At 70.0% G+C, this 12298-nt stretch carries 11 protein-coding genes; 7 read left to right on the top strand and 4 right to left on the bottom strand.

Annotation, left to right across the window (positions count from 1 at the left end; genetic code table 11):
• Positions 1 to 40: 40 nt before the first annotated feature.
• Positions 41 to 817 carry an isoprenyl transferase gene (locus tag IEY81_RS08055; protein ID WP_189117962.1) on the bottom strand — a complete coding sequence of 259 codons (777 nt, stop codon included), beginning with the start codon at positions 815 to 817 and terminating at the stop codon, positions 41 to 43.
• A gap of 87 nt (positions 818 to 904) precedes the next feature.
• Here IEY81_RS08055 and trhA point away from each other — a divergent pair, with 87 nt between their 5' ends.
• A complete protein-coding gene (gene trhA / locus IEY81_RS08050; RefSeq protein WP_306341451.1) occupies positions 905 to 1645 on the top strand; it encodes a PAQR family membrane homeostasis protein TrhA in 741 nt (246 codons plus the stop codon).
• Here trhA and IEY81_RS08045 read toward each other — a convergent pair.
• The gene (locus IEY81_RS08045) at positions 1606 to 2865 is read right to left on the bottom strand and encodes an MFS transporter (protein WP_189117961.1); all 1260 of its coding nucleotides are present in this window, start codon (positions 2863 to 2865) and stop codon (positions 1606 to 1608) included. The two genes, trhA and IEY81_RS08045, sit on opposite strands and share 40 nt — an antisense overlap.
• Before the next feature lie 56 nt (positions 2866 to 2921).
• Between IEY81_RS08045 and IEY81_RS08040 the strand changes: the two genes are divergently transcribed.
• Positions 2922 to 3884, top strand: coding sequence for an ArsR/SmtB family transcription factor (locus IEY81_RS08040; protein WP_189117960.1), 963 nt, complete (start codon positions 2922 to 2924; stop codon positions 3882 to 3884).
• Positions 3885 to 4136: 252 nt separating this feature from the next.
• On the opposite strand, the gene IEY81_RS08035 is transcribed toward IEY81_RS08040, so the two are convergent.
• Together IEY81_RS08035 and IEY81_RS08030 are read right to left on the bottom strand one after the other, a co-directional pair.
• Positions 4137 to 5636, bottom strand: coding sequence for an amino acid permease (locus tag IEY81_RS08035; RefSeq protein WP_189117959.1), 1500 nt, complete (start codon positions 5634 to 5636; stop codon positions 4137 to 4139).
• A 55-nt stretch (positions 5637 to 5691) separates the two neighbouring features.
• Positions 5692 to 7380, bottom strand: coding sequence for a tannase/feruloyl esterase family alpha/beta hydrolase (locus IEY81_RS08030; RefSeq protein WP_189117958.1), 1689 nt, complete (start codon positions 7378 to 7380; stop codon positions 5692 to 5694).
• Between the two features lie 244 nt (positions 7381 to 7624).
• On the opposite strand from IEY81_RS08030, the gene IEY81_RS08025 reads away from it, so the two are divergent.
• Genes IEY81_RS08025 through IEY81_RS08005 form a run of 5 tightly spaced genes read left to right on the top strand, consistent with a single transcriptional unit; the run spans position 7625 to position 12291 of the window.
• Entirely contained in the window at positions 7625 to 8398 is a 774-nt protein-coding gene (locus IEY81_RS08025) for an ABC transporter ATP-binding protein (protein ID WP_189117957.1), read from the top strand.
• Positions 8391 to 9083, top strand: a complete 693-nt coding sequence (locus IEY81_RS08020; protein WP_189117956.1) for an ABC transporter ATP-binding protein — start codon at positions 8391 to 8393, stop codon at positions 9081 to 9083. The genes IEY81_RS08025 and IEY81_RS08020 overlap by 8 nt, the downstream gene beginning before the upstream one ends.
• Before the next feature lie 48 nt (positions 9084 to 9131).
• Entirely contained in the window at positions 9132 to 10388 is a 1257-nt protein-coding gene (locus IEY81_RS08015) for an ABC transporter substrate-binding protein (protein WP_189117955.1), read from the top strand.
• A 35-nt stretch (positions 10389 to 10423) separates the two neighbouring features.
• Positions 10424 to 11296: a branched-chain amino acid ABC transporter permease gene (locus tag IEY81_RS08010; RefSeq protein ID WP_189117954.1), complete on the top strand. Its 873-nt coding sequence runs from the start codon at positions 10424 to 10426 to the stop codon at positions 11294 to 11296.
• Positions 11293 to 12291 carry a branched-chain amino acid ABC transporter permease gene (locus tag IEY81_RS08005; RefSeq protein WP_189117953.1) on the top strand — a complete coding sequence of 333 codons (999 nt, stop codon included), beginning with the start codon at positions 11293 to 11295 and terminating at the stop codon, positions 12289 to 12291. Before IEY81_RS08010 ends, IEY81_RS08005 begins: the two co-directional genes overlap by 4 nt.
• The last annotated feature ends 7 nt before the right edge of the window (positions 12292 to 12298 follow it).

Genomic DNA, 12298 nt, shown 5'->3' with positions numbered 1-12298 from the left:
GTGAACACCTGGTGACGCGGCCGTTCGTTCCGGCCAGCGGTCACCTTCCGAGGCGGCGCTCGCGGTGGGCGTAGGCACGCAGGGCACGCAGGAAGTCGGTGCGCCGGAAGTCGGGCCAGTAGGCCTCGCAGAAGTAGAACTCCGACTTCGCGCTCTGCCACAGCAGGAACCCGCCGAGGCGCTGCTCCCCCGAGGTGCGGATCACCAGGTCGGGGTCGGGCTGGCCCTTGGTGTAGAGGTGGTCGGCGATGTGCTCGACGTCGATGATCTGGGCGAGCTCCTCCAGCGACGTGCCGCGAGTGGCGTGCTCGTTGAGCAGCGCGCGCACCGCGTCGGCGATCTCGCGGCGGCCGCCGTAGCCGACGGCCACGTTGACCAGCATCCCGTCGACGTCGCGGGTGGCCTCCTCGGCCGCCTTGAGACGGTGGGACAACCAGTCGGGCAGCAGGTCGAGGGCGCCGACCGGGTGCAGCCGCCAGCGGCGTACGTCTGCCAGCGAGTCGACCGCGTCGGCGATGATCTCGAGCAGCGGGGCGAGCTCCTCGGCGGGCCGGTTGAGGTTGTCGGTGGAGAGCAGCCACAGGGTGACCACCTCGATGCCGATCTCGTCGCACCAGCTCAGCAGCGGCTCGATGTTGGCCGCGCCGGCGCGGTGGCCGTGGGCGGTGGACTGGCCGACCTCCCGGGCCCAGCGACGGTTGCCGTCGAGCATCACTCCCACGTGCTTGGGCAGCTTGGTGGTGTCGAGCTTACGGAGCATCCTCGCCTCGTAAGCGGGGTAGAGCACCTTGCGTACGCCGTCCTTCCAGTCCGCCACGGGAGAAGGTTATCCGGGCCACACTCACATCTCCCAGCGGGACGTGATTCACCGGATCTTCAGGCTCGGCCGATATCCTTGGGGGTCATGAGCGAGATGACTGACGCGATGCGACTCAAGGTCGGCAACATCACCGACTCGGTCTCCTCGACCGTGCAAGAGGCCCTCCCGAAGCTGCGTGGCTGGATCCATCTGGCCAGCGCGCCGCTCACCCTCGCGGCCGGGATCGTTCTGATCGTGCTGGCCCCTTCAGGAGCGCCGCGGGTCGGCGCTGCGGTGTTCACGATGGCCGCGCTGCTGCTCTTCACCGTCTCGGCCGTCTACCACCGCTTCAACGCGATGGGGAAGCTGAACCCGCGCTCCCACACGATCCTGAAGCGCTGGGACCACGCCAACATCATGCTGATGATCGCGGGCTCCTACACGCCGTTCTCGCTGCTGCTCCTCGACGGCGTCACCCAGGTCGTGCTGCTCTCGGTGGTCTGGACCGGCGCGATCCTCGGTGTCTTCTTCCGGGTCTTCTGGCCCGAGGCGCCGCGCTGGCTCTACGTGCCCAACTACATCGCGCTCGGCTGGGCGGCGATCTTCTTCATCCCGTCCTTCTTCACCGGCGCGGTCGCCCTGGGTGTCGGGATCGGCATCGCGGTCTTCGTGCTGATCATCGTCGGCGGCGCGCTCTACACCGCCGGTGGCGTGATCTACGGCTTCAAGCGGCCCAACCCGTGGCCGCAGTGGTTCGGCTTCCACGAGATCTTCCACACCTTCACGATCCTGGCGTTCATCGTCCACTACACCGGCGTCTCGCTGGCGACGTACTCGCTGCGCTGAGGCTCGCCCCGCGCTGCCGCCGCATGCCGCGCGAGCAGCGCGGTGAGGATCCCGGTCACGGCGAAGACCGAGCCCAGCACCAGCCAGCCGCCGGTGCCGTGGTCGATCGCGGTGGCGGTCACCGCGAGCGGCGCGAGCATGTGGGCCAGGGCGTAGCCCATCTGGCTCACGCCCTGGTACGCCCCGGCCCGCTGCGGATCGGCGAGCTCGAAGGCCAGCCCCCAGCTGCCCGCCTCGCCCCGGGTCTCGGCGGCTGAGGAGGCCAGCGCCGCGAGGACGAGTACGCCGGTGGCGACCGCCGGGCCCACCTGGGCCGCGGCCGCGAAGAGCACACAGGATCCGAGCAGCAGGAAGCCCGCGCCACGAACGGCTCGGCCTGCGGTGACGATGTCGTGCGTGCCGCGCGAGGCCCGCACCTGGAAGAGCGCGACGTAGACCGTGTTGACCACCAGCAGCAGCGAGACCAGCACCGTCGGGGCGTCGGTGTGGTCGGCGACCCACAGGGGCACCCCGATCGAGGTCACCCCGAAGTGGATCGCCATCACCCCGGTGAGCACGGTGGCGGTGACGTAGGTGCGGTCGCGCAGGGGTGAGGGGCCCGTGGCCACCGCCGGGTCGGAGCCGGCGTCCATCCGCCGGCCGAGCCCCGCCACCCGGCGGCGCAGCCCGACCAGCGGCAGTGCGGCCACGGTGGTGAGCAGGCCGACCAGCACCATCGTTCCGCGATAGGCGGCAGCGGTGTCGACCGCCAGCGCCAGGGCCGCGAGGAGCGTGCCGGCGCCGATCATCACGTTCATCACGACTCGCAGCCGGGCCCGCACGGCCACCCGGTCGGGACCCTCGAACCAGCGCGCGATCAGCGTCGACTGGGCGCTCGACTGGAACCCGCGGGAGGCGGAGACCCAGGTGGCGACCACGAGGAACGCCACCACGTCCCGGGCCAGCGCGTAGGCGAGCAGGGCGATGCCGTAGCTCGCCATCGACCACAGCTGCACCCGGTCGGCTCCCCACCGGTCGCTGAGCCGCCCACCTGCGTACGTGGTGAGGACGCCGACTCCCCCGGCGACGGTCAGGCCGATGCCGACCGTGACCGCCGAGAGCCCGATCGTGCGGGTGAAGTAGAGGGCGCTGACCGCGAAGAACATGCCGCGGGCGAGGGAGAGCGCGGCGATAGCACCGACGAGCGGACGCTCGACCGGCTCGCTGGGGAGACGGATCATGAGCCCAGTTCTCTCAGCCCCGGCCGCCCGCCGCTAACGATGTAGCGTATTGCTTCATGATCACGTACGAGCTGGCCGGGCCGGACCTGGGCGAGGTCCGGTTCGCCATCTCGCCGCTCAACGAGCTGACGCTGTCGTTGCGGGCACTGCGGGATCCCGGCCGGTTCCCGCTGCACCTGCCGTGGCTCCGCTCGATCGCCGGCGCCGACCTGGACCGGGAGACCCTGTTCGCGCTCACCAACGAGCGGCTCTGGACCCCCGACTTCATCAACCCCCGGCCACGCAGCCCGCTCGCCCGGCTCGAGGACGAGCTCGACGTCGTCGCCGCGACTCCTCCCCATCGGGTGCGCGACGACCTGGCCTCCGTCCACTACGACGGCGAGGTGCCGGCGCCGCTCGCTGGGCGCCCGCAGACTGCGTTGCGGCGTGTCGTGACGGCTCTCCGCGACTACTGGGACGCCTGCTTCGAGCCGCACTGGCACCGCATGCGCGCCGTGCTCGAGGCCGACATCGTCCACCGCGGCCGCACGATCGTGGTCTCGGGCATGGCGACGATGTTCGCCGGGATCTCACCGCGGGTCGCCCTCGCCGACGACCTCCTCACGATCCAGCTCTCCAGCTCGAAGGTCGACTACCGGCGTACGACCGCGGGGGACGGGCTGACCCTGGTGCCGACCCTGTTCAGCCGCAACCCGTCGACGCCGATCTCACCCGACGAGCCGCCGGTCATGTTCTACCCGGCCCGCGGCCTCGGCACCCTGTGGACGAGCGACCGTCCGCGAGCGCCGCAGGCCCTGCGCGATCTCATCGGCGAGACCCGCTCCGGCCTGCTGACCCTCCTGGAGGCCCCCGCCTCCTCCACCGAGCTGGCCGTACGCCTCGGGGTGACCCCCACCGCCGTCAACCAGCACCTCCGCGCCATGCGCGCCGCCGGCCTGCTGACCTCGGCCCGCCACGGCCGCTCGGTCCTCTACCTCCGCTCCGACCTAGGCGACCGCCTCATCGACGCCGCCACCTGATTCCCCGACTCGGCGCAACTGCCCCAAAATGCAACGCCCAGTCGGCGCAACTGCCCCAGAAATACGTGCCCAGTCGGCGCAACTGCCCCGCCCACGTACGTCGAGTCGGCGCATCTGCCCCAGGCCTTGGGGCAGATGCGCCGACTCGGCGCGTTCAAGCGGGGCAGACGCGCCGACTGGGCACCGAATCTCGGGGCAGACGCGCCGACTGGGCGTTCTGACGTGGGGCAGATGCGCCGACTCGGCGTCGGGTCACATGTGGAGGGGCTCGGCGGGGGTCTCGTCGCCACCCTTGCCGACGCGGGAGTTGCGGTAGCCGTAGAAGAAGTAGATCGCGAAGCCGATCACCATCCACACCAGGAACCGCAGCCAGGTCTCGATGCTCAGGTTGAGCGAGAGGTAGACGCAGATCAGCGCGGCGAGGATCGGCAGCACCGGGCTGAACGGCACCTTGAACGACCGCTCCAGGTCAGGGCGGCGCTTGCGCAGCACCGGCACCGCGATCGAGACGAGCGCGAACGCGGTCAGGGTGCCGATGTTGACCATCTCCTCGAGCTTGCCGACCGGAGTGAAGGTGGCGACGAGCGCGATCAGGGCACCGACGATGAGGGTGATCCGGATCGGGGTGCCGGTCTTCGGGTTCACGTGGGCGAGCTTCACCGGGAGCAACCCGTCGCGGCTGATCGCGAAGACGACCCGGACCGAGCCGATGATCAGCGTCATCACGACGGTGGTCAGACCCGCGACCGCGCCGGCGGAGATCAAGGTCGCGAAGCCGCTCTTGCCGACGTCACGGAAGGCGGTGGCGAGCGCGGCCTCGGGGTCGATCTGGTCGTAGCGCACCATGCCGGTGATGACGAGCGCGACGGCGACGTAGAGCAGCGTGCAGATCACCAGCGAGCCGATGATCCCGCGCGGCAGGTCGCGCTGCGGGTTGCTGGCCTCCTCCGCGGTCGTGGCGACCACGTCGAAGCCGATGTAGGCGAAGAAGACCACCGACGCGGCCGAGATGATGCCGAGGACGCCGAAGGTCTGCGGCTCTAGGCCGAAGGCCCACTGGATCAGCGGCTGGTGGATGCCCTCGCTGCTGACCTGGCCGGCACGCTCGGGGATGAACGGGTCGTAGTTGGAGCCGGAGACGTAGAAGAGGCCGGCGACGATGACGAACAGGACGATGAAGATCTTCACCGCGACCAGGGCCAGGTTGACCCGCAGCGACTCCTTGATGCCGATGGTGACCAGGCCGACCAGGACGACCACGAGCAGCAGCGCGGCCAGGTTGGGCTGGCCGAACTCGGCGTTGGCGTCCGGGCCGAAGCCCTCCGGCCAGCCGAGGCCGATCTCCTCCAGGAGGGTCACCAGGTAGGCGCTCCAGCCCTGCGCGACGACCGAGGCGCCGAGGATCATCTCCAGGATCAGGTCCCAGCCGATGATCCAGGCGAGCATCTCACCGAGGGTCGCGTAGGAGAACGTGTACGCCGAGCCCGAGACCGGCACGCTGGAGGCGAACTCGGCGTAGCAGAGCGCCGCCAGGCCACAGCAGGTCGCCGCGATGACGAAGGCGAAGACCACGCCCGGACCGGCGTACTCCGCGGCGGCACGCCCGGTCAGGGTGAAGATGCCCGCGCCGATGATGACGCCGATCCCGAAGACGGTCAGGTCGACAGCGGTCAGCCGTCGCTTGAGCTTGAAGTCGGGGTGGTCGGCATCGGCGAGGGACTGCTCGATGGACTTGGTTCGCCAGACGGACATGCCCGAAAGGAAACCATCTCGAACCGCGGACAAGATAGGCCGGGGGGGCAAACCTTTATCCGCGGCACTCGAAGCTGCCGGCCTCCGAGACGGGCCCACCGACGTACGCCGGCCAGGTCGGCCACTCGCACAGCGGCCGCGTGCGGTTTGCCCCGGCGTTGCCGTCGGCGACCACCTGGTCGTCGCCCGGCGCGACGCCACGCTCGGCCCACTTCTCGAGCGCGGTGAGCGAGTCGTACGCGGCCGAGTAGGCCACCGGCGGGAAGTTGGCGTGGTTGGCGCCGGGCACCAGGTAGAAGCGGGAGAACTTCTCCGTCGCTCGCTCGCCCATCACCCGCTGGACCCGCTGGTAGTAGTCGATCGTCGAGCGGTGGCTGACCAGCTCGTCGGCGGCACCGTGCACCAGGATCAGCCGGCCGCCGGAGCGGGCGAAGGGGCGCAGGTCGGCGTCGTTGACGTCCTGGATCGCGGTCAGCTCGCTGATCCGGCGCTGCCACTTCCCCGGAGCGGCCGGGTCGATGGCGAACGGGCTGATCTGCGGGTCACGGGCGACGAAGTACTTGGCCCACTGGTTCCAGAACTGCATGCCATAACCGGCGGTCACCGGCATCGGGTCGGCCGGAGCGGCGGTGCCGAAGCCCAGGGTCGGCGTCGACATCCGCGCCCCTGACAGCACCGGGAACCCGGGGTAGCTCCGTTCCCCGCTCGCGACGCGGTAGGGCAGCTTCCAGCTGCTGTCGGCGGCCACGACCGCGTCGACCTGCTCACGGGAGAGACAGGTCTCCCCCGGCGCCTCGCCGTCGTCGCACAGCAGCGTCTCCGGGTCGAAGTCGCAGCCGGCCTCGTCCGAGATCACGCCGTCCTCGGCGCCGTCGTCGCCGTCGCAGGCGGCCAGCACGCGCTGGGCGAGGAGATCCTGCTGCTCCTTCGCCGGGAACGCGCCGGGCTTGCCGAACTCGTGGGTGAGCCGGCCGAAGTAGAGGTCGAGCGTGGCGGCGTTCCAGGCGGGATAGGCGGCGATCACGCCGTCGAAGTCGCGCGGCCAGCGCTGCGCTACCGCCAGCGCCTCACGGCCGCCGGTCGAGCCGCCGGCGAAGTAGGCGGTGCCCGGCTTGCGGTGGAAGGCCTTGCCGATCACGTAGCGCGCGGTGTCGTGCACCTTCTTGAGCGCATCGCCGGAGAAGTTGCGCACCGCCTCGTCGTTCTGACCGAACCAGCCGTCGAGGCTGGCTATCGGGTGTCGGCCGGTGTCGGCCTGGTGTCCGGAGTCGCTGGCGTAGGTGGCGTAGCCGCGCCCCAGCGGGGTGCGCTGGTCGACGGGGCCGAACGGCACGTTCTGCCCGAGGTTGGGGACGGTGCCGTTGTAGCCGCCACCGCCGAACATCATCGTCTTCCCGTTCCACCCCTCCGGCAGCGCGAGGCCCATCAGGATGTCCGGAGCGTCCGGATCAACGGGGTGGATCGCGATGTCGGCCCGGCAGTAGGCGGGCAGCGCCGCCGGGCCGGTCCCGGAGGCCGGCACCGTCGTCGTCGCGGTGATCTCGGCGCCAGTGGTCGGCAGGCCGATGCGGCGCTTGGGGATCTCCAGCCCGGCCAGCGCCGCACAGTCCGCGGTGCTTTTCGGGGGCGCTGCGGATCCGGTCGCTGCTGTCGCGGGCGCATGGCCGACGACGAGGACCGCCGTGGCCAGGGCCAGCGACGAGGAGACGGTCAGGAATCTGCGTACGGGACGGGGGTGGGGCATGGTGTGGCCTCCTGGACTGGGCCAGCGGCGGCCGGCCGACGAACCCGAACAGCATCGCGACACGATGTGACGTCCGCCATGTGGGACACGCACACATCTCGCCGGGCCGGAGTGTGTGCGAGCCGGGCCCGCGAGAGGCCGACCCCGGCACGCGCGGAAATGGCGATCGGCCACACAGTGAACCGATTCAGTGTGTCGCGAACCCCTATGGCGTACGTCTCACCACTTCCCTACCGTCGCCCCTGTGACGAGCACCACACCGACCCCGAGGTGCGCACTTCGGACCGAGGGTCTCACCAAGGACTTCCGCGGCTTCCGCGCGGTCAGCTCCGTCGACCTGGAGGTCGCCGAGGGCACCGTCCACGCGCTCGTCGGCCCCAACGGAGCCGGCAAGACGACCCTGTTCAACCTGCTGACCGGGTTCCTCAAACCCACCAGCGGACGGATCATGGTCTTCGGCGACGACGTCACCGGGATGGCACCGGAGCGGATCACCCATCGCGGGGTGGCCCGCTCCTTCCAGATCACCAGCCTCTTCGAGAACCTCACCCCGCGCGAGCACGTCGAGATCGCGCTGCAGGGGCTGACCAACCAGGGCCTGAGGTTCTGGCGCTCGGAGAAGCTGCTCGGGCGGCGCCGCGACGAGGTCGACCGGCTGCTCGCCGAGGTCGGCCTGACCGAGCTGGCGGACAAACCCACCGGGCTGATGGCGTACGGCCAGAAGCGTGCCCTCGAGCTCGCCCTGGTCCTCGCCGTCGAGCCCAAGCTGCTGCTCCTCGACGAGCCGACCGCCGGCATGGGCATCGAGGACGTCGACCGCACCATCGAGCTCGTCCGGCGCATCGCCGAGGGCCGCACGGTCGTCTTCGTCGACCACAACATGCACGTCGTCGGACAGCTCGCCGACCGGGTCACCGTGCTGCAGCAGGGTTCCGTGCTCGCCGAGGGCCCCTACGACGAGGTACGGGCCGACCCGCGCGTGATCACCGCCTACCTCGGGGAGGCCCACAGTGCTTGAGATCGAGAACCTGAGCGCCTGGTACGGCGAGGCGCAGGCGCTGCACGAGGCCACCCTGAGCGTCGGCGAGGGGGAGGTCGTCACGCTCGTCGGCCGCAACGGCGCCGGCAAGACCACGCTCGTACGCTGCCTGATGGGTCTCCACAAGCAGCTGACCGGATCGGTCCGCCTCGACGACCGCGACATCACCTCGCTGCCCGCGCACAAGCGCGCCCGCGCCGGGCTCGGGTGGGTCCAGGACGACCGCGGCATCTTCGCCAACCTGAGCGTGGAGGAGAACCTCCTGCTGCCGCCGAAGATCTCCGAGTCGGCGTGGTCGCTCGACCAGGTCTACGACGCCTTCCCCGCTCTCGGGGCCCGGCGGCGAGCCGGCGGCACCACGCTCTCGGGCGGCGAGCAGCAGATGCTCGCCGTGGCCCGGGTGCTCCGCACCGGGGCGCGCGTGCTCCTTCTCGACGAGCCCTCCGAAGGGCTCGCCCCGGTCATCGTCACCCAGATCGGCGACATCGTGCGCACCGCGAAGGAGGCCGGCGTCGGCGTGCTGCTCATCGAGCAGAACGTACGTTTCGCCGCCACCGTCGCCGACCGCCACTACCTGCTCGCCCAGGGCCGCCTGGTCGAGTCTCTGGACAACCACGAGTTCGTCGAGCGTCAGGACGAGCTGCTCGAACACCTCGGGATCTGACGCACCTCCACGATTTGCTCCGCTCCAACCCCCGCGAGGAGAGACACGATGAACAAGCCCAGGAATGCCCGTGCGGCTGCGCTGATCGCCGGGCTGACGGCAGGCGCCCTGGTCACCGCGGCCTGCGGTGCCGGTGGTCCCAGCGCGAGCGGAGGCGACTTCACCGACGACAAGGTGGTCCTCGCCCTGCTCAACGACGCCTCCGGCGTCTACAAGGACGTCTCCGGTCCCAACTCGAAGATCGCGATCCAGATGGCGATCGACGACTACAAGGAGAAGTACGGCGACGAGGCGGTGGTCGACGACATCGAGGTGACCTCGGCCGACCACCAGAACGAGCCCGACATCGCCAACACCAAGGCGCAGGAGCTCTACGACCGCGAGGGCGCCGACATCATCCTCGACGTGCCGACCTCCTCGGCCGCGCTCGCCGTCGCGACGCAGGCGAAGAACAAGAAGAAGCTCTACATGAACATCGGCGCCGGCACCACCGAGCTGACCGGCGCGCAGTGCAACAAGTACACCTTCCACTACGCCTACGACACCTGGATGCTGGCCAACGGCACCGGCACGGTCGTGACCGAGGAGGGTGACAAGAACTGGCAGCTGATCTACCCCGACTACGCCTTCGGCCAGGACATGGTGAAGTCGTTCACCGGGGCGATCGAGGCAGGCGGAGGCAAGGTCGGTGGCACGATCGCGACGCCGTTCCCGAACGACAACTTCGCGACGTACATCACCAAGGCCGGGGCCGCGAAGCCGCAGGTCATCGGCACCATGCACGCCGGCGGCGACCTGATCAACCTGGTCAAGCAGTACAACGAGTCCGGGCTCAAGGACCAGGGCATCTCCCTGGCCGTCGGCCTGATGTTCATCTCCGACATCCACTCGCTCGGGGTCGAGGCCTTCGAGGGCACGATCTTCACCGACGCCTGGTACTGGAACTTCGACGACAAGTCGCGCGAGTGGGCCGACCGCTACATGGAGGAGACCGGCGACCGGCCGACGTACGCGCACGCGGGCAACTACTCCGCGGCCCTGCAGTACCTCGAGGCGGTCCAGGCGGCAGGCACCGACGACGCCGACAAGGTCGTCGAGGAGCTCGAGGGAAAGAAGGTCGACGACATGTTCCTGCGCAACGGTGAGATCCGCGCCGAGGACCACCGGGTCATCCACGACGTCTACCTGGCCCGGGTCAAGGGACCGGCCGACGTCGAGGAGGACTGGGACTACGAGGAGATCATCAAGACCATCCCGGCCGAGAAGGCGTTCCGCCCGGCCGCCGAGTCCGGCTGCTCGATGTAGGCGTCGGACGAGGCGGATCTGGCAGAAGGATCAGGATGAACGCGGTTCTGCAATACACCGTCCAAGGGCTCGCGGCCGGCAGCTTCTACGCGCTGGCCGCGCTCGGCCTGGCGGTCATCTTCGGAGTCCTGGGCGTGGTCAACTTCGCCCACGGCGCCTTCTACATGCTGGGAGCGGTCGCCGCCGCGGTGCTCCTGGACACCGTCGGGATGAGCCTGTGGCTGGCGCTCATCGTGGTGCCGGTGCTGATGCTGGTCTTCGGGATGCTGGTCGAGCGGCTGCTGGTGCGCTGGCTGCTGCCGCTCGACCCGCTCTACAACCTGCTGCTCACCTTCGGCCTCACGCTGCTCCTGGTCGACCTGGTCAAGCGCCGCTACGGCGTGAGCGGGCTCCCCTACGACCGCCCGGACGCGCTCGACGGGCGCGTCCAGGTGGCCGGGATCGGGCTGCCGGTCTACCAGCTCTTCGTGATCGGGGTCGCGCTGCTCGTCTGCCTCGGCGTCTGGCTGCTGATGACGCGTACGCGGGTGGGGATGATCGTCCGCGCTGCGACCGAGCGGCCGGAGCTCGCCGGTGCGCTCGGCATCAACGTCGGACGCTGGGTGACCCCGGTCTTCGGCTTCGGGGTCGCGCTCGCCGGGCTGGCCGGCGTGCTGGCCGCACCGTTCCGCGCGATCACCGCCGAGATGGGGAGCGACTTCATCATCATCCTGTTCGCGGTCGTGGTCATCGGCGGCCTCGGCTCGATCGTGGGCGCCGTCGTGGGCGGCTTCCTGGTCGGGCTGGTGGAGGCCTTCGGCCAGGCGTACGCACCGACGTTCGCGCAGGTGCTCATCTTCGTGCTGATGGCCGTGGTCGTCCTGGCCCGGCCGGCCGGGCTCTTCGGCCGAGAGGAGGCGACGGCATGACGTCCATCGCGACAGCCGGTGCCAGCGTCACCGAGCAGCATGCGGCGATCGCCGGCGCGCGACCGTGGCAGCGGCTGGTGCTGCTGGCCGTCGGGCTGCTGGTGGCGCTCGGGCTCCCCTGGTTCGTCTACCCGCCGGTGGCGATGGACATCGCCGCCTGGGCGCTCTTCGCGGTCGCTCTCGACCTGCTGCTGGGCTACTGCGGGCTGCTCTCGTTCGGCCACGCCGCGTTCTGGGGAGGCTCCGCGTACGCCACCGGGCTCATCGCCATCCACCTCGGCGTCCCGTTCCCGCTGGCCGTGCTCGGCGGAGCGGTCTTCGCGATGATCCTGGCGGTGCCGATCGGCTATCTGTCCGTGAAGCGGTCCGGCATCTACTTCGCGATGGTGACGCTCGCCTTCGCGCAGATGCTCTTCTTCATCGCCAACCAGGCCTCCTCGCTGACCGGGGGCGAGAACGGGCTCCAGGGCGTGCCGCGCTCCTTCTTCGGCATCGAGGCCGTCGAGACCGACGCGTTCTTCTTCTACTACGCCGCCCTGCCGATCATCCTGCTCGGCATGTGGGCCGCCTGGCGCATCGTCCATTCGCCCTTCGGGCGGGTGCTCGTCGCGATCCGCGACAACGCACCGCGGGCGCGGGCGCTGGGCTATGACGTCGAGCGCTACAAGCTGATCGTCTTCGTGCTCTCGGCCGGGCTCTCCGGGCTGGCCGGCGGCGTCTTCGCGGTCTCCCACGGCTTCGTCGCGCTGCCCGAGCTCCACTGGACCACCTCGGGCGAGGTCGTGCTGATGACCGTGCTCGGCGGGATCGGCACCCTGTGGGGAGGCGTCATCGGCGCCGGCCTGATCGTGATGCTCGCCGACTATCTGGCCTCGTCCGGGTTCGACGGCATCGGGATCGTCACCGGCGGCGTGTTCGTGACCGTGGTGCTGCTCTTCCGCCGCGGCATCTGGGGCACCGCCCGCCACCTCTGGCTGAACCGCAAGCGCTCCTGACCGAAGC

Source organism: Nocardioides luteus (assembly GCF_014648595.1).
GTDB classification, from domain to species: domain Bacteria; phylum Actinomycetota; class Actinomycetes; order Propionibacteriales; family Nocardioidaceae; genus Nocardioides; species Nocardioides luteus.
This window is presented reverse-complemented; position numbering and strand designations above follow the sequence as displayed.

Bases quoted from the DNA above. Each gene is read 5' to 3' on its own strand.
- IEY81_RS08040 (WP_189117960.1), top strand. From the start codon at position 2,922: ATGATCACGTACGAGCTGGCCGGGCCGGACCTGGGCGAGGTCCGGTTC.
- IEY81_RS08030 (WP_189117958.1), bottom strand. From the start codon at position 7,380: ATGCCCCACCCCCGTCCCGTACGCAGATTCCTGACCGTCTCCTCGTCG.
- IEY81_RS08005 (WP_189117953.1), top strand. From the start codon at position 11,293: ATGACGTCCATCGCGACAGCCGGTGCCAGCGTCACCGAGCAGCATGCG.
- IEY81_RS08010 (WP_189117954.1), top strand. From the start codon at position 10,424: ATGAACGCGGTTCTGCAATACACCGTCCAAGGGCTCGCGGCCGGCAGC.
- IEY81_RS08015 (WP_189117955.1), top strand. From the start codon at position 9,132: ATGAACAAGCCCAGGAATGCCCGTGCGGCTGCGCTGATCGCCGGGCTG.
- IEY81_RS08035 (WP_189117959.1), bottom strand. From the start codon at position 5,636: ATGTCCGTCTGGCGAACCAAGTCCATCGAGCAGTCCCTCGCCGATGCC.
- trhA (WP_306341451.1), top strand. From the start codon at position 905: ATGAGCGAGATGACTGACGCGATGCGACTCAAGGTCGGCAACATCACC.
- IEY81_RS08045 (WP_189117961.1), bottom strand. From the start codon at position 2,865: ATGATCCGTCTCCCCAGCGAGCCGGTCGAGCGTCCGCTCGTCGGTGCT.